Consider the following 23,528-nt stretch of genomic DNA (forward strand, 5'->3'; position numbering starts at 1 on the left):
CAGGTTTTATACAGGCTTTTCGTTTTATACAGGCTTTTCGGGCGCGCTCTTCACGATCCCTTCTCATTAAGGCATAAGTTTCACGATTGCCAGCAAAAGGGCCGACCATGATTCATCTCGATCTTCTGATCAATGCGCTGACGACCATTCTGGTCACCATTGATCCGCCGGGGCTGGCACCCATCTTTCTCAGCCTGACCATGGGCATGACCCGCACGGAGCGGTTTCAGGTGGCGCTGCGCGGGTCGCTGATTGCCTTCGGCATTCTGGCGGCGTTCGCGTTGTTCGGTAACAGCTTGTTGGGGCTGCTCGGCATTTCCATTGGCGCGTTTCGCATTGCCGGTGGCGTGCTGCTTTTCTGGATCGCATTCGAAATGATTTTCGAGCGCCGTCAGGAGCGCAAGGAAAAAACCGGTGAGGTTGCCATCACGCAAGACCATATCCGCAACATATCGGTCTTTCCGCTGGCGCTTCCGTTGATTGCCGGACCCGGTGCCATTTCGGCGGTTATACTCCTGTCGGGTTCTTTCGCCCAGCCGGTACAGCGTTTGGAACTGATCACCGTGATCGGCGTCTGTGTCGGTATTCTCTTCTGCGCTCTCGTCATTGCGGAGCGACTGGACCGATTTCTCGGTGCAACAGGCCGCGCAATTCTGACAAGGCTTCTGGGCGTGATCCTCGCCGCTCTTGCCGTTCAGTTCGTGGTGGATGGCGTGAAATCCGCGTTTGCCATTTGACGCCATAAAAAAAGCGACCCGAAGGTCGCTTTATCAACAATCCTAGAACGGAATGTCGTCGTCCATGTCACGGGAGAAACCACCGCCCCCGCCGCCCGTGTTTCCGCCGCCGGAACGCGCAGGCGTGTTGGACTGGCCGTAATCGTCGCCGAAGTTTCCACCGCCGCCGCCGCCGTAATCAGCCGACCCGCCGCGTGCACCACCGCCGCCTTCACCACGGCCATCCAGCATTGTGAGGGTCGAGTTGAAGCCCTGCAACACGACTTCGGTGGAGTACTTGTCCTGACCGTCCTTGTCCTGCCATTTGCGGGTCTGAAGCTGGCCTTCGATGTAAACCTTGGCACCCTTTTTCAGATACTGTTCCGCGACTTTGCAGAGGCCTTCATTGAAGATAACGACGCGGTGCCATTCGGTCTTTTCCTTGCGCTCGCCCGAATTGCGGTCGCGCCAGGTCTCTGAGGTTGCAATATTCAGGTTGGCGATGGGGCGGCCATCCTGCGTGCGGCGGATTTCCGGGTCCGCACCCAGATTTCCAATCAAGATTACCTTATTGACGCTTCCAGCCATCGTATTTTCCTATTTCTTGCGCGAAGAATTCGAGCGCTCAAAAACTGAGACTTACCCTAGTCGATATCGGCTACGCCCGTACCAACCAATCTCCCGTGATCAACAACAAATTTCACTTTGCAACGTTCATTTTTTGTTCTAATAAAGGCCATGTCGAGAGTCAAGGGAGTCGCTACACCCATTTGCGAATTTCACGATTACGCTCGACTCCACCGCAGCAATTCCTACATAGAGCCGGACTGTTTCACTTAAAGCTGGACAAGATGAGCGAACTGAAAACCATTTCGATACGCGGCGCGCGCGAACACAATCTCAAAGGGGTGGATCTCGATCTGCCTCGAAACAAGCTTATCGTTATGACGGGCCTGTCGGGCTCGGGAAAATCCTCGCTCGCCTTTGATACGATTTATGCCGAAGGGCAGCGGCGCTATGTTGAGAGCCTGTCCGCCTACGCCCGGCAGTTTCTGGAGATGATGCAGAAGCCGGACGTGGACCAGATCGAAGGTCTCTCGCCCGCCATCTCCATCGAGCAGAAAACCACGTCGCGCAATCCGCGCTCGACCGTCGGAACAGTTACCGAAATCTATGACTATATGCGCTTGCTGTTTGCGCGCGTGGGCGTCCCTTATTCACCTGTAACCGGCTTGCCGATCGAGAGCCAGACGGTCAGCCAGATGGTGGATCGCGTTCTGGCGTTTGAGGAAGGCACCCGGCTGTTTATCCTTGCACCCTTGGTGCGCGGACGCAAAGGCGAGTATAAAAAAGAACTCGCAGAGCTGATGAAAAAGGGCTTTCAGCGCGTCAAGATCGACGGGCAATTTTACGAAATTGCCGAGGCCCCGACACTCGACAAAAAATACAAGCACGATATCGACATTGTTGTGGACCGTGTCGTGGTCCGCACCGATATCGCCTCTCGTCTGGCAGACAGTCTGGAAACGGCGCTGCGGCTTGCCGATGGTCTGGCCGTGGCCGAGTTTGCCGACAAGCCGCTGCGTGCCGAGGATACGTCCGCCGGTGGTTCTGCCAACAAGTCGCTGAATGAAACGCATGAGCGGGTTCTGTTTTCAGAAAAGTTCGCCTGCCCGGTGTCCGGTTTCACGATCCCTGAAATCGAGCCGCGTCTGTTTTCCTTCAACAACCCGTTTGGCGCGTGCCCGACCTGCGATGGTTTGGGCAGCCAGCAGAAGATCGATGACGCATTGATCGTTCCGGAGCCTGAGCGGACATTGCGCGATGGCGCGATTGCCCCCTGGGCAAAATCCTCGTCTCCTTATTACACGCAGACTCTTGAGGCTCTCGGCAGCCATTTCGGATTCAAGCTGGGACAGCGGTGGACCGAAATTCCGCACAGCGCGCAACACGCCATTTTGCATGGTACGAAAGAGCGCATCGAATTTCATTACAAGGATGGCGCGCGCAGCTATACCACCTCCAAGGATTTCGAGGGCATTATCCCCAACCTTGAGCGCCGCTGGAAAGAGACCGATTCGACCTGGGCGCGGGAGGAAATCGAGCGCTATATGTCGGCGGCACCCTGCCCCGCTTGCGCGGGCTATCGGTTGAAACCCGAGGCACTGGCCGTCAAGATCGATGGGCTGCACATCGGTCAAGTCACGGAAATGTCGATCCGTGTTGCGCGTGACTGGTTCGAGACGCTGGCGGCAAAACTGACGTCGAAACAGAATGAAATTGCAGCGCGAATCTTTAAGGAAATTCGCGAGCGGCTTCGCTTCCTGAACGATGTCGGGCTGGAATATCTCAGCCTGTCGCGAAATTCGGGGACCTTGTCCGGGGGTGAAAGCCAGCGCATTCGTTTGGCTTCGCAGATCGGCTCGGGTCTGACGGGCGTTCTCTACGTGTTGGATGAGCCGTCCATTGGCCTACACCAGCGCGACAATGCGCGGCTTCTGGATACGCTGCGCCATCTGCGCGATATCGGCAATACCGTCATTGTCGTCGAGCATGACGAGGATGCAATTTTGACGGCGGACTACGTGGTCGATATTGGCCCGGCTGCGGGTGTCCATGGCGGCGAGGTTATCGCTGAAGGGTCGCCCGCCGACATTATCGCCAATCCGAGATCGCTGACCGGTAAATATCTGTCCGGCGAATTGGCCGTGAGTGTGCCTGCCGAGCGTCGCAAGACAAAAAAGAACAAGCAGCTAACGGTCGTCGGTGCGCGCGGCAATAACCTCAAGAATGTCACAGCGTCTATACCGCTCGGCGTCTTTACCGCTGTTACCGGTGTGTCCGGCGGTGGCAAATCCACATTCCTGATTGAAACGCTGTACAAGGCCGCAGCCCGTCGCGTCATGGGCGCGCGTGAAAACCCGGCAGAGCATGATCGGATCGATGGCTTCGAGCACATTGATAAGGTGATCGATATCGATCAGTCGCCGATTGGACGCACACCGCGCTCCAACCCGGCCACGTATACCGGTGCGTTTACGCCGATCCGCGACTGGTTCGCTGGTCTGCCAGAAGCCAAGGCGCGCGGCTATCAGCCGGGCCGGTTCTCCTTCAACGTCAAGGGCGGTCGTTGTGAGGCATGTCAAGGTGACGGCGTAATCAAAATTGAGATGCACTTTCTGCCCGATGTGTACGTGACCTGCGACGTGTGTCACGGCAAGCGTTACAATCGTGAGACGCTGGATGTTACGTTTAAAAGCAAATCCATCGCCGACGTGCTGGATATGACGGTTGAGGAAGGCGTCGAGTTCTTTGCGGCTGTGCCATCGGTCCGCGACAAACTCGCAACGCTGAAAGAAGTGGGCCTTGGCTATATCAAGGTTGGCCAGCAGGCCAATACGCTTTCAGGCGGTGAGGCGCAGCGTGTGAAGCTGGCTAAAGAGTTGTCGAAGCGCTCAACCGGGCGCACGCTGTATATTCTGGACGAGCCGACGACAGGCTTGCACTTCCACGATGTGGCAAAACTGCTGGAAGTGCTGCATGAACTGGTCAATCAGGGCAATTCCGTCGTCGTCATTGAGCATAATCTTGAGGTGATCAAGACCGCAGACTGGGTGCTGGACTTCGGGCCGGAGGGTGGCGATGGCGGCGGCGAGGTCATTGCAGTTGGAACTCCGGAATCCATCGTGCATGAAGAGCGCTCTCACACCGGCCACTTCCTGAAGGAATTGCTGGAGCGGCGACCGATGAAGAAAATACAGGCGGCGGAGTAACCTATGGCACGTCAGGGCATGATACGCACAGGGATTGGCGGCTGGACCTTCGAGCCATGGCGGGGAACGTTTTTCCCCGATGACCTGAAGCAGAAGGACGAGTTGCGGTTTGCCGCCGGCGAGCTCGCCACCATCGAGGTCAACGGCACCTATTACAGCACGCAGAAGCCGGCAACCTTTGCCAAATGGGCGAGCGAAGTGCCCGACGGGTTTGTCTTTTCCTTGAAAGCGACCCGTTACGTCACAAACCGTCGAGTTCTGGCAGAAGCCGGGGAGTCTGTGGCCAAGTTTCTGGGCTCGGGTCTGACGGAACTGGGTGATCATCTGGGCCCGTTGCTGTGGCAGTTCGCGCCGACCAAGAGGTTTGACCCCGATGACTTCGGCGCGTTTCTTGAGCTATTGCCAGATAAGCTGGAGGGGCTGCCGTTGCGCCATGCGCTGGAAGTGCGCAACGCGACATTTGCCTGCGCCGAATTCCTCTCACTGGCGCGTAAGCACAATTGCGCAATCGTCTATGCGCATCACAACGAGTATCCGGAAATTGCCGACGTAACCGCCGATTTTGTGTACGCGCGCTTGCAGCGTGGCAGCGACGATATCGAAACCTGCTACCCAGAAGACGCGCTGAACGAATGGGCGGATCGCGTTACAGTATGGGCCAAGGGCGAGCAGCCGGATGACCTTCCCCTGTCCGATCCGGATACAAAACCGAAAAAGCAGGCCCGTGATGTGTTTGTTTACTTTATTCATGAGGGCAAGGTGAATGCGCCCAATGGTGCGCGCTCACTAGCGGCTAAGCTTAAAACTTAAAGCAAGCCGTTAAGTTGCGGGTATGACAGGGCGGGAAAATCTCAGCACTGTCAGCACAAGGCCTGAAATAACCAGAACGGCTGCGGCGAGGCGGATGGGCCCAAATGCTTCGCCAAGAAACAATGCCGCAGACGACATGCCGAACACCGGAACGAGCAGCGCAAACGGCGCGATCTGCCCTACCCCATATTGCTTGATCAGTCGTCCCCAGACGAAGAAACAGATCACTGTAGCAATCAACCCGTTATACAAAACTGATAGGACACCGACCCAGGTGACGTGGGAAAAGGCCGCGACATCACCGCTCCAACCTTCAAAATAGAAGGACATGAGCAGAACCGGTATTGGCGCAGCAAGGCTGGCGTATACGATCAGCGCAAGCATGTCGGAATTGCCAGCCTTTTTCATCAGCACGTTGGACGAGGCCCAGCAAAGTGCTGCCGCCAGCACCAGAACGAACCCCGTTACGGTGAACCGGGCATCCAGCGTCAGCACAATCAGCCCCATCCCCCCGCAAGCAATCAGGATGCCAATGATCTGCATGGGCCGGATGGTCTCGCGCAAAATGATCGCAGCCATGACGACGGTAAACAACACTTGAGTCTGGATCAGCAACGACGCGATACCGGCAGGAACGCCCAGTTTGATGCCGAGAAACAGCAGGGGAAATGTACCCACTCCCAGAAAAAGGCCGATCCCGAACACGATCGGCCACGGCACATTGGGCTTGCGGATAAAAAATACCAGCGGAAACACTGCGGACAGAAACCGCAGTGCCGAAAACATCAACGGCGGAAATTCCGACAGACCAAGGCGCACAGGCACAAACGAAAAACCCCAAAGCGCAGCCACGATGACGGCCAAGGCAATATCAATCTTTTTCATGGGGAATCCTGCTGAAAGCGTTCGCACCCCGTTTTACCGGTCGAGCGGCGGAATGCAATCCACCAGCGCTTCCGCTGTCGCCGTCGCATCGAGCCTCAGGCCCGCACGTCCATGCCGCCACACGGCCGAGGCCGCTGCCTCATAAGCTGGGATACCCTGCGCCAGATGCGCACCGGCAATGCCAGCCAAAACGTCGCCGGATCCTGCTGTAGCCAGCCATGGGGGTGCGTTGGTGTTGATGGCCGCGCGCCCGTCCGGTGCCGCAATCACCGTGTCAGCGCCCTTCAGGATCACCACGCTATGGGACCGGCGCGCCGCCTCGATAGCCTTTTCCACTTTTGACAACATGTCATCGGCGGCAATATCAGGAAACAGCCTTGCAAACTCACCATCGTGTGGTGTCAGAATCAAACGGGTGTCACCGTTCGAGAACGCAGAAAACAGCTCCGTCGGGTTATCTTTGAAGGACGAGATGCCGTCTGCGTCCAGCACCAGGCGCCGGTCAGCAACTGCCAGCGCGATGTCCCGCGCGTTTTGCCCAATCCCGAAGCCGGGCCCAAGCACAAACGTCGTCAAGCGTTGATCGTCCAGCCACTCCCGCACATTGGCTTTGGTATTGATTTCTTTCAGCATCACAGCCGTCAGATGGGCTGCATTGGTGGCCAGTGCATCTTGAGGGCTTGCCAGCGTGACCAGACCGGCCCCGCTGCGCAACCCTGCCATCGATGCCAGCCGTGCCGCACCGGTATGCAGGGCGCCTCCCGAAAACACCGCCAGATGGCCCTTGCGGTATTTGTGCGTGGATAGATCTTCGGTCGGTAACGCGCTGGCCCACACTGACGGGCCATTTTCCACAATCGTACTTTTTTGCGTTTCCAGTATCCGCTTGGGAATGCCGATATCGACGACATCCAACCGCCCACAATGCACGCGCCCGGGCAACAGCAAATGACCGGGCTTTCTGCACATGAAGGTTACCGTCAGGCTGGCCTTGAAGGCCGCACCAAGCACAGCACCGCTGTGTCCTGAAATGCCGCTCGGCAGATCGACGGCTACGACGGGAACGCCGCTTGCGTTCACACGATGGATCACTGCGGCGATCTCATCCGAAACGGTACGGGACAGGCCTGCACCAAAAAGGGCATCGATGACGACATCGCGGTCAGTGACAACGCATTGGCTGATTGCGTGCACGGGACCTTCCCATGCATCGAACGCCCGTTTAGCGTCCCCTTTCAACTGATCTCCATTTCCAGTTGAAAAGACGTCAACACTTGCGCCGCTTTGGGCCAGCGCCGTTGCCGCAATATAACCATCACCACCGTTATTACCGGGCCCGCACAGAACGCAAAACCGTTGTGCCTGGGGAAAATCCCGCAGTGCTGCTGCTGCAACTGAAGATCCCGCAGCCCGCATCAGTCCAAAACTATCAAGGCCCGATTGCGCGGCGGCAGCGTCCACCTTGCCCATACCATCGGGTGTGATGATCCAATGTTGTGTAATTGAGTCCATGCCGTATGATGCCTTTAAGCTGTGCACGTGACAATATGGGCAGAGGGCGACTTAATCGTGCAAATGCTCAATTTTTAGACAGTGAGCTTGCACACGGCGCCTGTATTTTAGAAGTGTATTGACGAAAAAAATCTGGAGGAATTGATGGATTTTTTGCTGCTAGCACCGACAAACCTCAATCTTTCCGCTGTTTCCAGAAATAATTCGGGAACAATTTGACGAAATCACCAAACTGGCACGCTAAGTGCATTAATATCGGCAGCGGGTATGATCCTGCTTAACGGGAGAAGCGGAGAGAAATTTTCTCATGAAAAAGATCGAAGCGATCATTAAGCCTTTCAAGCTCGATGAGGTGAAGGAAGCCCTTCAAGAAGTCGGTTTGCAGGGCATCACTGTCACGGAGGCCAAGGGGTTCGGACGGCAGAAGGGTCACACGGAGCTATACCGTGGGGCAGAATATGTCGTTGACTTTCTGCCAAAGGTGAAAGTCGAGGTCGTGCTGGCGGACGAAAATGCGGATGCTGTCATTGAGGCTATTCGCAACGCTGCGCAAACGGGCCGCATCGGCGACGGTAAAATCTTCGTTTCCAATGTGGAAGAGGTTATCCGAATCCGCACCGGTGAAACAGGCATAGATGCCATTTAGAGCATTTCCAGTAAAAGCGGGTTCGCTTTTACCTCCGGACAATGCGTAGATCGAAGTCAAGTCTCCTGAGCATTCAGGAACAACGTCATCTCATACAGGAACTGTCTATCATGACGACTGCAAGTGAAATTCTACAGCAAATCAAAGATAACGACGTCAAGTTTGTTGACCTGCGCTTTACCGACCCGAAGGGCAAGCTTCAGCACGTCACCATGGATGTTGTCTGTGTGGACGAAGACATGTTCGCCGATGGCGTGATGTTTGACGGTTCTTCGATTGGTGGCTGGAAGGCGATCAATGAATCCGACATGGTTCTGATGCCGGACGTGGAAACGGCCCATATGGACCCCTTCTTCGCGCAGTCTACAATGGTTCTGCTCTGCGATATTCTGGATCCGGTTTCCGGCGAAGCTTATAACCGCGACCCGCGCACGACAGCCAAGAAGGCAGAAGCCTACCTTAAGGCTTCCGGCATCGGTGATACCGTGTTCGTAGGTCCTGAAGCTGAATTCTTCGTTTTCGATGACGTGAAGTACAAGGCTGATCCTTACAACACGGGCTTCAAGCTGGATTGTACCGAACTGCCTTCCAACGACGATACCGATTACGACACCGGCAACCTTGGCCACCGCCCCCGCGTCAAGGGCGGTTACTTCCCCGTTCCGCCAATCGACAGCGCTCAGGATATGCGCTCGGAAATGCTGACCGTTCTGTCTGAAATGGGTGTGACGGTTGAAAAGCACCACCACGAAGTGGCTGCTGCACAGCACGAACTTGGTATCAAGTTTGACGCCCTGACACGCAACGCCGACAAGATGCAGATCTATAAGTACGTTGTGCATCAGGTCGCCAATGCCTATGGCAAAACAGCAACCTTCATGCCGAAGCCCATTTTTGGCGACAACGGTTCGGGCATGCACGTTCACCTGTCGATCTGGAAAGATGGCAAGCCGACCTTTGCTGGTGACGAATATGCCGGTCTGTCGGAGTCATGCCTGTACTTCATCGGCGGCATCATTCGTCACGCCAAGGCGCTCAACGCCTTTACCAACCCTTCGACGAACTCCTACAAGCGTCTCGTGCCCGGCTACGAAGCACCGGTTCTGCTAGCGTATTCGGCTCGCAACCGCTCGGCATCGTGCCGCATTCCGTTCGGCAGCAACCCGAAAGCAAAGCGCGTTGAAGTCCGCTTCCCGGATCCAACAGCCAACCCCTATCTCGCTTTCGCTGCCATGCTGATGGCCGGTCTCGATGGTATCAAGAACAAGATCCATCCCGGCAAGGCTATGGACAAGGATCTGTACGACCTGCCACCAAAGGAACTGAAGAAGATTCCAACGGTTTGCGCCTCGCTGCGTGAAGCACTGGAAAGCGTTGATCGCGACCGCAAGTTTCTGACAGCTGGCGGCGTATTTGACGACGACCAGATCGATAGCTTCATTGAGCTGAAGATGGCGGAAGTCATGCGCTTCGAAATGACGCCGCACCCCGTCGAGTTCGACATGTACTATTCGGTATAAAATATTCCGATGGATATGTGCGAAAGGCGGGACCCATGTCCCGCCTTTCGTCGTTTAGAAGTCAGTGAAATTGTCGTGCGGCTGTCGCAAACGAACTATTGATGTTCGCTCAAAGATCACCACATGATAAGGCGAAAGGAACTGATGCCATGAAACAGAGAGACGCAAAATTTACGATTGGTCAGGTTGTCCGCCATCGCGTGTTTCCATTTCGGGGCGTTATTTTTGACGTCGATCCCGAATTTGCAAACACCGAGGAATGGTGGAACGCTATCCCTGAAGAAATCCGTCCGGATCGAAACCAGCCATTCTACCATCTTTTCGCGGAAAATGATGAGTCGGAATACGTAGCCTACGTATCCGAGCAGAATCTGGTGGGCGACGACAGTGATATGCCGATGCGCCACAGCCAGGTGGACGCGCTGTTCAGCCCTGCCAACAGCGGCCAGTACAAGCCGAAGGCCGTTTACGCCCATTAGAGCGCTTTTCGTGCTGATTGAGACAGAACGGCGCTCTATACATCTATGATTTAAACGTAATCTTATCGATCCTTGCTTCGCGCCGGTCGGATTATGCTCTAGCCGCAGCAAACAGCAGCTACAAAAAAGCCCGGACAAAGCCGGGCTTTTTTAATGAAGTCATTGCCAGCTTACTGCTGCTTGGCAGCCTTCTGGGCATCTTCCAGCTTCTTGCGAGCGTCTTCCGCCTTCTTCTGCATTTCTTCCTGCAGGGCGCGCTGACGCTCTTCCAGCTTCGACTGCTCGATAGGAGCGCCATCAAACACGCCGGTGAAGCCATCGAGGGAAATTTTGATTGGGTTCGGCGCACGCTGGAAGTTGACCGAGGTGAACACGACCTCGTTGCCCTTCTTCAATGCAGCAATTGTAGCATCTGTCAAAGGAGCTTCCGCTACGCACTTGTCAGGCATACAAACAGCATAATCAAGCTTGGCAGCCTTGCCGCCATTGATCTGCATCTGGATACCGGTCTGGATCAGGCGAGCCGAGGGAACCGACACCTGAATGATCTTGCGGTTAACCTTGCCTTCAACGGTGATCAGGCCAACAGCGGTGACAAGCTGACCATTGTTTGCGGTCAACAGGTTCTGGACGATGCAGACATCGTTATCTTCCTGCTTGGTGCAAACCTTGAACCAACCCTGACGCGGGGCTCCGGCGGGAGCCTGAGCGAATGCCGGTGCGGTTGCGCTTGCAAACGAAAGCGCCAAAGCCGACAGCGCAGCCCGATTTGCAATTTTTGACGTGAAGATCATAACGATGTCTATCTCCTGAATTCGTTTTGTCAAAGCGACCGGTCGCCGCCCACAGTGAATGGTCTGCCGTACGCTCTCCTGTGGGCCAATTGAGGCAATTGCATGGCCCGCGTCGTTGCACGTTTGTTACAATGACGAAGGGCTTATATCCAGACCCTTGGCTCATTTTTTCCATTCTTCATTCTTATTTTCCTGTCATAACGCCGTTGCATCATGGTGAAAGACGGTAAGGAGAAGCGGGTGAGAGCATATCTATTGGCGATTGTGGCGATCGTGACAGGGTTTGCACCGTCGGTTTCGTCGGCGCAGCCGGTTCATGGGCTGGCCATGCATGGACAACCCGCCCTGCCCGCCGATTTCAAACACTTTCCTTACGTCAATCCAAACGTCAAAAAGGGCGGTAAAATTGCCTACGGCGTCATTGGCACGTTCGATAGCCTCAACCCGTTCGTTCTCAAAAGCATGCGCACCACCGCGCGCGGCATGTGGGACCCGGAATATGGCAATCTTGTTTTTGAATCGCTGATGCAGCGCTCCCGGGATGAGCCCTTCACCATGTACGGCTTGCTGGCGCAGTCCATTGAAACCGACGAGACGCGCAGCTTCATACAGTTCAACCTCAACCCAGAGGCACACTGGTCGGACGGCCAGCCGGTGACGGCAGAGGACGTTCTGTTCAGCTTCAGTTTACTTGCAGAAAAAGGCCGCGCTCCTTTCAGCACGCGCCTGTCCAAAGTGGAGCGTATGGAAAAGATTGGTGAGCGCAGTGTGCGGTTCACATTCAAACCGGACGCAGACCGGGAATATCCGATGCTTCTGGCACTGTCACCGATCCTTCCCAAACATGCCACCAATGTCGAGAGCTTCGACCAATCGACGCTGACCCCGCCTGTTGGCTCCGGACCGTACCGGGTGGGCACTATCCGGCAGGGGGAAAAGATTACCTACGTTCGGGACCCGAACTACTGGGGCTGGACCATTCCTTCCAAGGTGGGTCAGGACAATTACGACGAGATTTCCGTTGAATATTTCCTCCAGGAAACGTCGTTGTTTGAAGCGTTCAAAAAGGGTGACATTGATGTTTTTCCGGAAGGAAGCCCCAACAAATGGGCGCGCAGTTACGATTTTCCTGCGGTTAAATCCGGTGAGGTGATCCGAGAGACGTTCACGCCAAAGACGCCATCCGGCATGTTCGGTTTCGTCTTCAACACGCGCCAATCCATGTTCAGCAACGTGAATTTGCGGCGCGGTCTTTCACTGGTTTTTGATTTTGAATGGGTCAACCGCAATCTGTATGCAGGCGCGTACAAGCGAACCGAAAGCTACTGGCAGAACTCGGACCTGTCATCCCTCGGCATGCCTGCCGACGAGGCCGAGCGAATGTTACTCGGTCCGGCAACGGCAAAAGTGGTGCCGTCCATACTGGATGGATCCTACCGCATGCCTGTCAGCGATGGCTCCGGGCGGGATCGAAAAATTTTGCGCCAGGCTGTCGACCTGATGAAGGACGCGGGATTTACGATTCAAAACGGCGTGATGGCGGATGCGGCTGGTAAGCCGCTCGCCTTTGAAATCCTGACGCAGAACGAGGGTCAGGAGAAACTTGCACTCGCCTACAAACGTTTTCTGGCCGCACTTGGCATTGCCGTTTCGGTGCGCACTGTGGATGACAGCCAGTATCAAAGTCGCAGCCAATCCTTTGATTATGATGTGATCCTGCGTTCCTTTCCATCATCCTTATCCCCGGGCATGGAACAGATGTCGCGCTGGAGTTCGCAAGCACGGGATCGTTCGGGCAGCGAAAACTTTGCCGGCGTAGCCGATGCCGACACGGACCGGATGATCAACGCGCTGTTGCAGGCCAGGACGCCTGAAGAATTCCGCACTGCCGTACGCGCCCATGACCGGCTACTGTTGTCCGGTAGCTATGTCGTGCCACTCTATCATTTGGGCGAACAATGGGTGGCCCGCCACAAACATATTGGCCATCCCGCGCAAATGCCCCTATACGGATACACCCTGCCGACCTGGTGGGATGAACGCGCGCAGTGAAATTCAGGACAACACCATGCATTCCATCAATATCGATATTGTTTCCGATGTTGTCTGTCCCTGGTGCTATCTTGGCCGCGCCCGCCTGATAGCCGCGCTGAATATCCTTAGGGATGACGTGGCCGCTCATGTCGTCTGGCGTCCGTATCAGTTAAACCCGGACATTCCCGTGAACGGCGTAGACCATAAGCGCCATCTGGCCGACAAGCTCGGCGGCGCGGATGCCGTGAAGGCGGCGCATGATCGGCTGACCGCGCTGGGGCGGGAAGATGGTATTGCATTTCATTTCGATGCCATAAAGCTTAGCCCCAATACGCTGGACTGCCACCGGCTGATTCTGTGGGCCGGGATCGAAGACAATGCCATGCACAACGACATGGTTGGACGCCTGTTCAAAGCGTATTTCGAGAATGGACAGGATCTGACGGATCGTGGTGTGCTGGTTGACCTCGCCGAGGCGGCTGGTCTGGACCGGGCCTTGACCGAGCGACTGCTGTCAACCGACGCTGATTGTGATACTGTTCACAAGGAAATTGATGCGGCGCGTCAAATGGGGATAACGGGCGTTCCCTGCTTTATTCTGGCCGATAAATATGCGGTGTCCGGCGCGCAGCCAACTGCGGTGCTGGTGAACGCAATCCGCCAGATCACCACCGAACTTTCATCATAATCGCCCTGTAGGAACGGGTTCGGCGTCTTCATGCCGGTCCCTCGTTCAGCCTCAGTTACAGAAAATTGCAATGACATCTTCCGCTCGTCCACTCAAAGGCATTTTGTTGGCCTTTGCATCCTATGCCGTATTTGCCTGGAGCGACGCCTCCATCAAGATGCTTGAAGGCACACTCGATCACTTCGAAGTCGCGTTCTTTGGTGCATTCTTTGGATTGTTCGCGCTGCCGTTCGTCAAACGCAAGGGAGACCGCTGGCGCGATATTATCACAACCACCAACCGTCCCTTATGGCTGATGCGCTTCTGTTCGTCGGGTTTCGGCGCGGTGGGCAGCGTGGTTGCGTTCACGCATCTGTCCATGGCAGAGGCGTTCGCGCTGATCTTTCTGCTTCCGTCCTTCGTGACAATCCTGTCTGTTGTTTTTCTGAAAGAGGATGTGCGCTTGCAGCGCTGGGCAGCCGTGATCATCGGTTTTATCGGCGTCATGATTGTGCTGCGCCCGGGTTTCCGGGAGCTATCCATCGGGCATCTCGGCGCAGTGGTGGGCGGCTTGAGCGGCGCAATTTCCATCGTGATTTTTCGCGCCATGGGGCCAACTGAAAAGCGGATTTCACTCTATGGCGCTGGCGTTGTCGGCTGGCTATGCCTTGCAGGCGTTCTGATGCTGGCAAACTTCCAGTGGCCAACCCCTATCCAGTGGTTGTGGCTGGCCAGTTACGGGCTGCTTGCCGCCGTCGCGGGCGTGCTTCTCATGGCCGCCACCCGGCACGCACCCGCCACCTATATCGGCCCGCCACAATATAGCCAGATGGTATGGGCCATCGGCTTTGGCTATCTCGTCTTCGGGGATACGGTCGATCTGCCGATGCTGATCGGAATTGTGCTGATCATCTTCTCCGGGCTGATTACGCTGATGCGTGAAAAGCAGCGCGGCGTGGCTCTGCCGCCGTCGCTCGCCCCAGCAGACCCTCAAGCGGGCTTGGCGGGCCTGCCGGAATAAGCTGTCTCGAGAGAGGCTGCGGGTCTGAAACCCGCAGCCTCTCGCTCAACTCTCGCTCGCAATTTTTGCAAGCTGTGTCATGACCATGGCTGCTCCAGCCAGACGCTTTTCGGGCGTCGGCAAATCACGGCTGAAAAACAGGCTCTGGTCGGGACGCACCTTCGCCATCGTTCCCTGCTTGGACATGAAGCCAACCAGACCCACGGGATTTGGGAATTGCTTGTGACGCAGTTGCACGACCACGCCCTTCGGCCCCGCATCCAGCTTCTCGACATTCGCCGTCCGGCACAGAGCCTTGACGAACACGATCTTGAGAAGATGCTGGACTTCGATCGGCAGCGGACCGAAGCGGTCAATCATTTCAGCGCCAAAGGCGTCGATATCCGCGGCATCCGTAATTTCGCCAAGGCGGCGATACAGTCCGAGCCGCAAATGCAAATCCGGCACATATTCATCCGGTATCATGACCGGTGTGCCCACAGAAATCTGTGGTGACCAGCCGGTATCGCGCACCTCCTCATCGCCCTTCATTTCGGCTACGGCCTCTTCCAGCATCTGCTGGTAAAGTTCGAAACCGACCTCCTTGATATGCCCGGATTGCTCATCGCCAAGCAGATTGCCCGCTCCGCGCAAGTCCAGATCATGGCTGGCCAACTGGAAGCCTGCACCGAGCGTGTCCAGTGACTGCAACACCTTCAACCGGCGCTCCGCCATCGTCGTCAGCGTCTTGTTGGCGGGCAGTGTGAACAGCGCAAAGGCGCGCACCTTGGAACGACCGACACGACCGCGAAGCTGGTACAACTGGGCTAGACCAAACATATCCGCACGGTGAACGATCAACGTATTAGCACGCGGAACATCCAACCCGGACTCCACGATGGTTGTTGACAACAGCACATCATACTGGCCGTCGTAGAAGGCGTTCATGATGTCTTCAAGTTCAGTCGCCGGCATCTGTCCGTGCGCCACGGCAACCTTCAACTCCGGCACGTCGCTGCGCAAGAAATCCTGAATATCGGCCAAATCAGCGAGGCGCGGGCAGACGTAAAAACTCTGCCCGCCGCGATAATGCTCACGCATCAGCGTTTCGCGGATCACCAGCGGGTCAAACGGTGAGATAAACGTGCGCACCGCCATGCGGTCCACCGGCGGGGTCGTGATCAACGACAGTTCCCGCACCCCGGTCAGCGCCAGTTGGAGCGTGCGCGGAATGGGCGTTGCCGACAGCGTCAACACATGCACATCCGATTTCAGCTCTTTCAGCCGCTCCTTGTGCTTCACACCAAAATGCTGTTCCTCATCGATGATCAGCAGGCCAAGGTTGGCGAAGTTGATGGATGAACCCAGCAGAGCATGGGTGCCGACAACAATATCCGTCTTGCCATCCGCCACTTCCTTCTTCGTCAGTGCCAGTTCCTTCGAGCCAACCAGACGAGAGGCCTGCGCCAAACGAATGGGCAGCCCACGAAAACGCTCGTTAAACGTTTTGAAGTGCTGGCGGGCGAGAAGGGTGGTCGGAACCACGACCGCAACCTGCACGCCGTTCATGGCTGCGATGAATGCGGCGCGAAGCGCTACTTCTGTCTTTCCAAACCCGACATCGCCGCAGACCAGACGATCCATTGGGCGACCCGCGCCCAGATCATCCCGCACCGCTTCGATAGAGTTCAGCTGATCCTCGGTCTCGTCATAGGGGAAACGGGCCGCAAATTCATCATACACACCCTCCGGCGTGGTCAAGACCGGCGCGTGGCGCGTGGTGCGTTCGGCTGCAATACGAATAAGACCGCCAGCCATATCCAGAAGGCGCTTTTTGAGCTTGGCCTTGCGGGCCTGCCAGGCAACGCCCCCAAGTTTGTCCAGCGCTGCATCGGAGGCTTCGGAACCGTAGCGGGACAACAGCTCGATGTTTTCAACGGGAAGAAACAGCTTGGCATTGTCGGCATAGACAAGCTCCAGACAGGCATGCGGCGCGCCGGCCGCTTCGATGGTGCGCAAGCCCACGAAGCGACCGATACCGTGTTCGGCATGAACGACGATGCTGCCCTCATCAAGTCCGGCAACTTCGGCGATGAAGTCCGCGCCACGCTTGCGCCGTTTGGAGCGGCGCACCATACGGTCGCCGAGAATATCCTGTTCACCGATAAAGACGAGGTTTCCAGTCTCAAAGCCGCTTTCAAGGCTTAGAACCGTGGCCGCCGCCTCGCCGGGTTTCAGGCTGTTCAGTTCGGAAAATGCCTTGATCGACTTGATATTGCCGAGCCCATGCTCGGCCAAAACCTGCAACAACCGGTCCAGCGAGCCTTCGCTCCAGCCGGAGATGACGACCTTGGACCCCTTGGAGCGGCGCTCCGCAATATGCTTGACGGCCTCGTCAAAGACATTGACGCGCTCGCCTTCCGCCTGCGCTTCGTTGGAGGCCTTCGCCCAGCGAGGACCTTGGGAAGCGCGGATGTTGACGACGTGCCGTGATGCCCCGCCCTGCTCGGTAAACGGCGATAGGCGGATGGCGTTGGCGGATGTCAGTGCCGCCTGAAACGCATCGGTCGAAAGGTAGAGTTCATCCGGCGGCACCGGCTTGTAGGGTGTACCCTGCGTGGACTGCCCCTTGGCCGGCACATTGGAGCTCTGGCGTGCTTCATAGTAGTCTTGCACGAGCTTTGAACGCTCGGACGCGGCTTCGCGCGTCATGTGGTCGGTCACGATCCGGAAGTCTGACAGATAATCGAAGACGGTTTCCAGCCCATCGTAAAACAGGGGCAGCCAGTGTTCCATTCCGGCGTAGCGGCGTCCTTCGGACACGGCCTGATACAGCGCATCGTCCCGCGTTGCCGCGCCAAACATGGCGAGATAGCGCGTGCGGAAATGGCTGATGGTCTCCGGCGTCAGCGACACTTCGCTCATGGGGTTGAGATCGAGCGAACGCGCCTGCCCCGTTGTCCGCTGGCTTGCAGCATCAAATGACCGAATGGTTTCCAGCGTATCGCCGAAGAAATCCAGACGTACGGGCTCCGGACTGCCGGGTACGAACACATCCAGAATACCGCCACGAACGGCATATTCACCCACCTCGCGCACGGTTGCCACGCGGTCAAAACCATTGCGCTCCAGCCGCTGCGCAATATCGTCCATCCGCACCACGCCGCCGGGACGGGCAGAGAAGGCGAGGCTTTCCAGAACACTCTGCGGCGCGATTTTTTGCAGCGCCGCGTTGACGGTCACGAGCACGATCGCCGGATGCGGTTTTTTGCGGTGCGCAATCAGCGAGGACAGCGCCGACAGGCGCCGCGCGGAAATATCGGCACTCGGTGAGACCCGGTCATAAGGCAGGCAGTCCCAACCGGGAAGCGTCAGCACCGGAATATCAGGCGCGGCAAAGCCGAGCATCTGCTCCATATCGGCAATGTGCTGACCATCCGACATGATGTAAGCCAGCGGCCCGCCGCTGCGCGCCAGATCCGCCAGAATCAGCGGCTCGACACCGGAGGGTACGGGACCAATGGTAAACGACTGTTGGGCCTGAACCAGAAATTCAGGATCGAAACCCGGAATCATGCGCCCTGCCCGCTGGACAGGGGCGCGAAGTCAGGCCGGTAGGAGATGATGCGGGTAAACAGCGGTGTGCGATACTGTTGTGGGATTGGCTGCTCGCCCACCACCCATTTGATCAGGTCCTGATCTTCTTCCGCCATGATCACTTCCAGTTCGTCCAGTTCAATATCGGACAAGGTGCCGATTTCCGCATCGGCGAACTGGCCGAGGACAAGGTCCATCTCGCGGATACCACGATGCCAGGCGCGAAACAGAATGCGCCGGCGGCGGGGATCGAGATCGGCACTGGAGCGGGTCATTCCTGTCATAGCCAAAGTCCTTTTTATCTGGTCCGTCTATAAACTGCTTAAAAGTGAATGTCAGCCTTGCCAAAACACGAATTTCCATCGCATTTTAGAGCCATGCGCCCAGCCATTCTCGATCCTCTGTTTGCCTCACTCTCCTCCCTTCCGGGAATTGGTCCGAAAACCGGCGAACTCTATGCAAAATTGCTGGGCCGCGACTCGATTGAAGACTGCCGTGTCATCGATCTCCTGTTTCATGCGCCGACATCGCTGATCGACCGCAGGCACCAGCCCGGCATTGCGCACGCACCTCAAGGTATCATCGTTACGATCACCGGTCGGGTGGTTCGTCATCAGCCCCCGCCGCCCGGCCGCTCAAACGTGCCTTATCGTGTGTTGATGGAGGATGAAACGGGCGAACTCGCCCTCACCTTCTTCCGCGTTGCCGCCAACCCGCGCGGCGGAAACTGGCTAGAAAAATCTCTGCCTGTCGATGAAACGGTGATCGTCAGCGGCAAGGTGGATTGGTTTAACGGGCGGGCCTCCATGGTGCACCCGGACTATATGGTGCGCGCCAGCGAGGCCGAGGGCCTGCCGTTGGTGGAGCCGGTCTACCCGCTCACTGCTGGCCTGACCTCGCGGGGCTTGCGCAAAAGTATAGAAGCGGCCCTGCCCCGTCTGCCGCATTTTACAGACTGGATCGAAAGTACGCTTGCCGCGCGCGAGGGTTTTCCAACCGTTGATGACAGCTTTCGACGCTTGCACGATCCCCATGACGAGACCGACATTGATGCGCAAGCCCCGCAGCGGCGCAGGCTGGCCTATGACGAGTTTCTGGCTGGGCAGTTGTCTCTTGCCCTTGTGCGCCAACGGCTGCGCAAGGTGGCGGGCATACCCATTCGCTCAGACGGTCATTTGCGAAAAGCGGTTCTCGCCGCCCTGCCGTTTTCGCTTACCAACAGCCAGACTGCAGCACTCGCCGACATTCTGGCGGACATGGAGAGCGACCAGCGGATGCTACGGCTCGTACAGGGTGATGTAGGCGCGGGTAAAACTGCCGTTGCTCTGATGGCCATGCTAGCTGCGGTAGAATCTGGCGGGCAAGCCGTGCTGATGGCGCCTACCGAAATTCTGGCCCGACAACATTTTGCGACCATCTCCAAACTTGCTGGCAGTGCTGGTGTCACAGTGGATGTGCTGACGGGCCGCACGAAAGGCCGCGAGCGCGAGGCGATACTGGAGCGGATTGCGTCGGGCGCAACCCAGATCGTCATCGGCACACATGCGCTGTTTCAGGACGCCGTGAATTACCATAATATTCTTTTGGCGGTCGTCGATGAGCAGCACCGTTTTGGCGTGCATCAACGGCTGCGGTTGACCTCTAAGGGTGTCTCACCGCACATGCTGGTGATGACCGCCACACCAATACCGCGAACGCTGGTGCTGGCCGCTTTCGGGGATATGGATGTGTCCAAGCTGACCGAGAAACCGGCAGGACGCAAACCGATTACCACCGTGACGGTATCGACGGACCGGATCAGCGAGATTGTTGAACGTTTGCGCGTGGCCCTCGCCGACGGTCGCAAAGCCTACTGGATTTGCCCTCTGGTTGAAGAGTCCGAAGAATCAGACCTGATGTCGGCGGATGAGCGATATCAGACGCTGACACAACTTTTCGGCAGTTCTGTTGGCTTGATCCATGGCCGTATGAAAGCCGATGAGAAGGATGCGGCCATGGCCGCGTTCAAAAACAGTGAGATCCGCCTGCTGGTTGCCACCACGGTTGTGGAAGTCGGTGTGGACGTACCCGACGCGACCATTATGGTGATTGAACACGCGGAGCGCTTCGGGCTGGCGCAGTTGCACCAGTTGCGCGGTCGCGTGGGGCGCGGCGAAGGCGCTTCCACCTGCATTCTCCTCTATAAAGGACCGTTGAGCGAGAACGGACGCGCGCGGCTTTCCATTCTCCGTGATTCCGAAGACGGCTTTTTGATCGCCGAGGAAGATTTGAAGCTGCGTGGCGAGGGCGAAGTGCTGGGTACGCGCCAGTCCGGAACACCCGGCTTTCGTATCGCCAGCCTGGAAGCCCATAGCGACCTTCTGGAAATTGCCCGAAAAGATGCCGCCTATATCATCGAGCGGGACCCGGATTTGACATCAGAACGGGGTGAGGCCCTGCGCACCCTGCTCTATCTCCACAAGCGGGATGAGGCGATCCGGTTTCTCAGGGCTGGATAGCATTCCCATGGGAATCAAGAAGTTTGGGCTTGTAATCCGGCGCAATCAGGCCCCCGGAAATCAGCAGCTTGGCTGCTTCCTCCGCGCTCATATCCAGAATGGTAATCTTGTCGCGTGGCACAAACAACAGAAACCCTGCCGTGGGCACCGGCGTGGGCGGCAGAAACACGGTGACCATGTCCAGCCCCATATCGTTGAACTTGGACGCAATCTCGCCCTGCGCATCGGTTGCGATAAACACCATCGACCAGAGGCCGGGACTTGGATACTCGATCAACCCGGCTTTTTTGAAAGACGTGGACTGGTCTTGTAGCACGGTCTGAAAAATCTGTTTCAGGGCCTTGTAGATACCGCGCACCAGCGGTGTGCGGCTCAACAGGGATTCACCGAAAGCAACGATGGAACGCCCGACCAGATTGGCGGTTAAAAACCCAACCATGGTGATGACGAAGATCGCAGTCAGCAGTCCAAAACCCGGCACCGCAAACGGCAGGTAATTATCCGGGTTATACAGACTGGGCAGGTAGGGTTTGACCCAGCCATCCGCCCACAGAATGAACGAATGGACCAGCCAGATCGTAATTGCCAGTGGCGCGCAAATGATCAGTCCCGTCAGGAAATAGTTTCTGAGACGGGTCGCGAGAAATCCGCGCTTGGGTACGTCATTCATTCAGGCACTATTCCACTGTTACGGACTTGGCCAGATTGCGGGGCTGATCCACATCGGTCCCCATGAAGACCGCAGTATGGTAGGCCAGAAGCTGAATGGGAAGAGAGAATATCATCGGCGCGATAATCTCGCTCACATGCGGCAGAACGATGGTTTTCAGCGTTTCCAGATTTGAAGCGCTCGCACCAGCGGCATCGGTGATAAAGATGACCTTGCCGCCCCGCGCCGCCACTTCCTGCATGTTCGATATGGTCTTGTCGAAGAAGCGGTCATGCGGTGCAATGACGATGACCGGCATGTTTTCATCGATGAGCGCGATTGGGCCATGTTTGAGTTCACCGGCGGCGTAACCTTCGGCGTGAATGTAGGAAATTTCCTTGAGCTTCAACGCCCCTTCCATCGCCAGCGGGAAACTTGGGCCACGCCCGAGATACAGCACATCCTTGTACTTCGACAGATCACGCGCCAGCAATTCCATGGCTGGTTGAATGTCGTTGAGAACGGCGGACATGATGCGCGGCATTTCCGCGAGATGCCCCGTCAGTTCGCGCTCCTGCTCGGACGTGATCGTACCGCGCGCCCGTCCGGCACGGATCGCCAGCGCAGCCAAAACCGTCAGCTGGCAGGTGAAAGCTTTGGTCGACGCGACCCCGATCTCCGGGCCCGCCAGAATTGGAAACACCGCATCAGCCTCTCGCGCAATGGTCGATTCACGCACATTGACGACGGCACCGATCTTTAAGCCCAGCTCTTTGCAGTAGCGCAAGGACGCCAGCGTATCCGCCGTTTCGCCGGACTGTGAAATGAACAGCGCTGCTGCCGATGGAGACAGGGGGATATCGCGGTAGCGAAATTCCGATGCCACATCGATTTCAACCGGCAAGCGCGCATACCGCTCAAACCAGTATTTGCCGACCATGCCTGCCAGATAGGCCGTACCGCAGGCCGAAATTGCCAAACCGGAAATACGCGCGAAATCAATGGCGTCATCCAGCGGGCGGATCTGATTTTCAAGCAGATCGACGTAATGGCCGAGTGCATGGGAAATCACCTCGGGCTGTTCATAGATTTCCTTTTCCATGAAATGCCGGTGGTTGCCCTTGTCGACCAGAAAGGCCGTTGCACTGGCGATCTGCTGCGGACGCTGAACGGGTTCACCCTGCATATCGAAAATGTGGACGCCCTCGCGACCAAGGATCGCCCAGTCTCCATCCACCAGATAGGAAATGCGGTTGGTAAAGGGTGACAGCGCGATGGCATCGGACCCCAGAAACATCTCACCCTCGCCATAGCCGATTGCCAGCGGTGGGCCGTTGCGGGCCGCCATGATCGTGGACGGATCGTCCTGAAACAACACGGCCAGTGCATAGGCACCACGCACCCGCTGGAGCATGGCGTGCATGGCCTCACGGCGGCCGAGCCCCGCTCGCAGCAGCATGGCCAGAAGTTGCGCCACAACCTCCGTATCGGTCTGAGAAGAAAAGGTCGCGCCAGCGGCTTTCAGGTCCTCTTTAATCTCGGAGAAGTTTTCGATAATGCCATTATGGACGACCGCGACGCCATCGGTGAAATGCGGATGCGCGTTGTTTTCCGTTGGCGCGCCATGGGTCGCCCAGCGGGTATGGGCTATCCCAATAGTCCCGGCAAGAGGCTCGGCGTCCAGCTTGTGAGCGAGATTGACCAGCTTTCCCTCGGCGCGCCGGCGCTCAAGGCGTCCGTCGTGGATTGTCGCAACGCCCGCCGAATCGTAACCACGATATTCAAGCCGCTTCAGCGCCTGAACAAGCCTTTCGGCAACCGGAGTATTACCGACAATTCCGACAATTCCGCACATACTATGTCCCCGTATTCACCCATCGAAGCTTGTCTGGTTAAAGACTTTGATGAAATACGCAATGGCGCGGACTTCACTTTGCATTTCAAAGTT

General features: G+C 56.9%; 18 protein-coding genes. 10 read left to right on the top strand and 8 right to left on the bottom strand.

Features of this window, described 5'->3' with window-relative positions:
- The first annotated feature begins 107 nt into the window (after positions 1–107).
- Positions 108–737, top strand: coding sequence for a MarC family protein (locus IFT84_RS14545; protein ID WP_192120604.1), 630 nt, complete (start codon positions 108–110; stop codon positions 735–737).
- A 42-nt stretch (positions 738–779) separates the two neighbouring features.
- On the opposite strand, the gene IFT84_RS14550 is transcribed toward IFT84_RS14545, so the two are convergent.
- Positions 780–1,304 (bottom strand): single-stranded DNA-binding protein, encoded by a 525-nt coding sequence (locus IFT84_RS14550; RefSeq protein WP_192120606.1) that lies wholly within the window; start codon positions 1,302–1,304, stop codon positions 780–782.
- Between the two features lie 263 nt (positions 1,305–1,567).
- On the opposite strand from IFT84_RS14550, the gene uvrA reads away from it, so the two are divergent.
- On the top strand, positions 1,568–4,489 hold the full coding sequence (gene uvrA / locus IFT84_RS14555; protein WP_192120608.1) for an excinuclease ABC subunit UvrA: 2,922 nt from the start codon (positions 1,568–1,570) through the stop codon (positions 4,487–4,489).
- Between the two features lie 3 nt (positions 4,490–4,492).
- Positions 4,493–5,299: a DUF72 domain-containing protein gene (locus IFT84_RS14560; RefSeq protein ID WP_192120610.1), complete on the top strand. Its 807-nt coding sequence runs from the start codon at positions 4,493–4,495 to the stop codon at positions 5,297–5,299.
- Between the two features lie 9 nt (positions 5,300–5,308).
- Here the strand turns inward: IFT84_RS14560 and IFT84_RS14565 are convergent, their stop codons facing one another.
- Complete coding sequence (locus IFT84_RS14565) at positions 5,309–6,184, bottom strand: EamA family transporter (protein WP_192120612.1); 876 nt, start codon at positions 6,182–6,184, stop codon at positions 5,309–5,311.
- 33 nt (positions 6,185–6,217) lie between these two features.
- A complete protein-coding gene (locus IFT84_RS14570) occupies positions 6,218–7,696 on the bottom strand; it encodes an NAD(P)H-hydrate dehydratase (RefSeq protein ID WP_192120614.1) in 1,479 nt (492 codons plus the stop codon).
- 307 nt (positions 7,697–8,003) lie between these two features.
- Here IFT84_RS14570 and IFT84_RS14575 point away from each other — a divergent pair, with 307 nt between their 5' ends.
- The 3 genes from IFT84_RS14575 (at position 8,004) to hspQ (ending at position 10,341) form a co-directional block, all read left to right on the top strand.
- The gene (locus tag IFT84_RS14575) at positions 8,004–8,342 is read left to right on the top strand and encodes a P-II family nitrogen regulator (RefSeq protein ID WP_056326314.1); all 339 of its coding nucleotides are present in this window, start codon (positions 8,004–8,006) and stop codon (positions 8,340–8,342) included.
- Positions 8,343–8,452: 110 nt separating this feature from the next.
- Positions 8,453–9,862 carry a type I glutamate--ammonia ligase gene (gene glnA / locus IFT84_RS14580; protein WP_192120616.1) on the top strand — a complete coding sequence of 470 codons (1,410 nt, stop codon included), beginning with the start codon at positions 8,453–8,455 and terminating at the stop codon, positions 9,860–9,862.
- Positions 9,863–10,011: 149 nt separating this feature from the next.
- Entirely contained in the window at positions 10,012–10,341 is a 330-nt protein-coding gene (gene hspQ, locus IFT84_RS14585) for a heat shock protein HspQ (RefSeq protein WP_192120618.1), read from the top strand.
- A 170-nt stretch (positions 10,342–10,511) separates the two neighbouring features.
- Here hspQ and IFT84_RS14590 read toward each other — a convergent pair whose 3' ends face one another.
- On the bottom strand, positions 10,512–11,135 hold the full coding sequence (locus IFT84_RS14590; protein ID WP_192120620.1) for an invasion associated locus B family protein: 624 nt from the start codon (positions 11,133–11,135) through the stop codon (positions 10,512–10,514).
- A 213-nt stretch (positions 11,136–11,348) separates the two neighbouring features.
- On the opposite strand from IFT84_RS14590, the gene IFT84_RS14595 reads away from it, so the two are divergent.
- The 3 genes from IFT84_RS14595 (at position 11,349) to IFT84_RS14605 (ending at position 14,857) form a co-directional block, all read left to right on the top strand.
- Positions 11,349–13,187 carry an extracellular solute-binding protein gene (locus IFT84_RS14595; protein WP_192120622.1) on the top strand — a complete coding sequence of 613 codons (1,839 nt, stop codon included), beginning with the start codon at positions 11,349–11,351 and terminating at the stop codon, positions 13,185–13,187.
- Positions 13,188–13,203: 16 nt separating this feature from the next.
- Positions 13,204–13,857 (top strand): DsbA family oxidoreductase, encoded by a 654-nt coding sequence (locus tag IFT84_RS14600; RefSeq protein ID WP_192120624.1) that lies wholly within the window; start codon positions 13,204–13,206, stop codon positions 13,855–13,857.
- A gap of 70 nt (positions 13,858–13,927) precedes the next feature.
- Entirely contained in the window at positions 13,928–14,857 is a 930-nt protein-coding gene (locus tag IFT84_RS14605; protein WP_192120627.1) for a DMT family transporter, read from the top strand.
- A gap of 45 nt (positions 14,858–14,902) precedes the next feature.
- Here IFT84_RS14605 and mfd read toward each other — a convergent pair whose 3' ends face one another.
- A complete protein-coding gene (mfd, locus tag IFT84_RS14610; protein ID WP_192120629.1) occupies positions 14,903–18,412 on the bottom strand; it encodes a transcription-repair coupling factor in 3,510 nt (1,169 codons plus the stop codon).
- Positions 18,409–18,717, bottom strand: coding sequence for an FAD assembly factor SdhE (locus tag IFT84_RS14615; protein WP_192120631.1), 309 nt, complete (start codon positions 18,715–18,717; stop codon positions 18,409–18,411). Before IFT84_RS14615 ends, mfd begins: the two co-directional genes overlap by 4 nt.
- A 93-nt stretch (positions 18,718–18,810) precedes the next feature.
- On the opposite strand from IFT84_RS14615, the gene recG reads away from it, so the two are divergent.
- Positions 18,811–20,931, top strand: a complete 2,121-nt coding sequence (gene recG, locus IFT84_RS14620) for an ATP-dependent DNA helicase RecG (RefSeq protein ID WP_192120633.1) — start codon at positions 18,811–18,813, stop codon at positions 20,929–20,931.
- Here the strand turns inward: recG and IFT84_RS14625 are convergent.
- Both IFT84_RS14625 and glmS read right to left on the bottom strand, forming a co-directional pair.
- Positions 20,918–21,601 carry a DUF502 domain-containing protein gene (locus IFT84_RS14625; RefSeq protein ID WP_192120635.1) on the bottom strand — a complete coding sequence of 228 codons (684 nt, stop codon included), beginning with the start codon at positions 21,599–21,601 and terminating at the stop codon, positions 20,918–20,920. The two genes, recG and IFT84_RS14625, sit on opposite strands and share 14 nt — an antisense overlap.
- Before the next feature lie 7 nt (positions 21,602–21,608).
- On the bottom strand, positions 21,609–23,435 hold the full coding sequence (gene glmS, locus IFT84_RS14630) for a glutamine--fructose-6-phosphate transaminase (isomerizing) (protein ID WP_192120637.1): 1,827 nt from the start codon (positions 23,433–23,435) through the stop codon (positions 21,609–21,611).
- Between the last annotated feature and the right edge of the window lie 93 nt (positions 23,436–23,528).

This window comes from Rhizobium sp. CFBP 8762 (assembly GCF_014841565.1).
GTDB lineage: Bacteria > Pseudomonadota > Alphaproteobacteria > Rhizobiales > Rhizobiaceae > CFBP-8762.

What these genes read in the sequence shown, in the direction of transcription:
- IFT84_RS14545 (WP_192120604.1), top strand. Translation starts at nt 108, where the DNA reads ATGATTCATCTCGATCTTCTGATCAATGCGCTGACGACCATTCTGGTC.
- IFT84_RS14550 (WP_192120606.1), bottom strand. Translation starts at nt 1,304, where the DNA reads ATGGCTGGAAGCGTCAATAAGGTAATCTTGATTGGAAATCTGGGTGCG.
- uvrA (WP_192120608.1), top strand. Translation starts at nt 1,568, where the DNA reads ATGAGCGAACTGAAAACCATTTCGATACGCGGCGCGCGCGAACACAAT.
- IFT84_RS14560 (WP_192120610.1), top strand. Translation starts at nt 4,493, where the DNA reads ATGGCACGTCAGGGCATGATACGCACAGGGATTGGCGGCTGGACCTTC.
- IFT84_RS14565 (WP_192120612.1), bottom strand. Translation starts at nt 6,184, where the DNA reads ATGAAAAAGATTGATATTGCCTTGGCCGTCATCGTGGCTGCGCTTTGG.
- IFT84_RS14570 (WP_192120614.1), bottom strand. Translation starts at nt 7,696, where the DNA reads ATGGACTCAATTACACAACATTGGATCATCACACCCGATGGTATGGGC.
- IFT84_RS14575 (WP_056326314.1), top strand. Translation starts at nt 8,004, where the DNA reads ATGAAAAAGATCGAAGCGATCATTAAGCCTTTCAAGCTCGATGAGGTG.
- glnA (WP_192120616.1), top strand. Translation starts at nt 8,453, where the DNA reads ATGACGACTGCAAGTGAAATTCTACAGCAAATCAAAGATAACGACGTC.
- hspQ (WP_192120618.1), top strand. Translation starts at nt 10,012, where the DNA reads ATGAAACAGAGAGACGCAAAATTTACGATTGGTCAGGTTGTCCGCCAT.
- IFT84_RS14590 (WP_192120620.1), bottom strand. Translation starts at nt 11,135, where the DNA reads ATGATCTTCACGTCAAAAATTGCAAATCGGGCTGCGCTGTCGGCTTTG.
- IFT84_RS14595 (WP_192120622.1), top strand. Translation starts at nt 11,349, where the DNA reads ATGGTGAAAGACGGTAAGGAGAAGCGGGTGAGAGCATATCTATTGGCG.
- IFT84_RS14600 (WP_192120624.1), top strand. Translation starts at nt 13,204, where the DNA reads ATGCATTCCATCAATATCGATATTGTTTCCGATGTTGTCTGTCCCTGG.
- IFT84_RS14605 (WP_192120627.1), top strand. Translation starts at nt 13,928, where the DNA reads ATGACATCTTCCGCTCGTCCACTCAAAGGCATTTTGTTGGCCTTTGCA.
- mfd (WP_192120629.1), bottom strand. Translation starts at nt 18,412, where the DNA reads ATGATTCCGGGTTTCGATCCTGAATTTCTGGTTCAGGCCCAACAGTCG.
- IFT84_RS14615 (WP_192120631.1), bottom strand. Translation starts at nt 18,717, where the DNA reads ATGACAGGAATGACCCGCTCCAGTGCCGATCTCGATCCCCGCCGCCGG.
- recG (WP_192120633.1), top strand. Translation starts at nt 18,811, where the DNA reads ATGCGCCCAGCCATTCTCGATCCTCTGTTTGCCTCACTCTCCTCCCTT.
- IFT84_RS14625 (WP_192120635.1), bottom strand. Translation starts at nt 21,601, where the DNA reads ATGAATGACGTACCCAAGCGCGGATTTCTCGCGACCCGTCTCAGAAAC.
- glmS (WP_192120637.1), bottom strand. Translation starts at nt 23,435, where the DNA reads ATGTGCGGAATTGTCGGAATTGTCGGTAATACTCCGGTTGCCGAAAGG.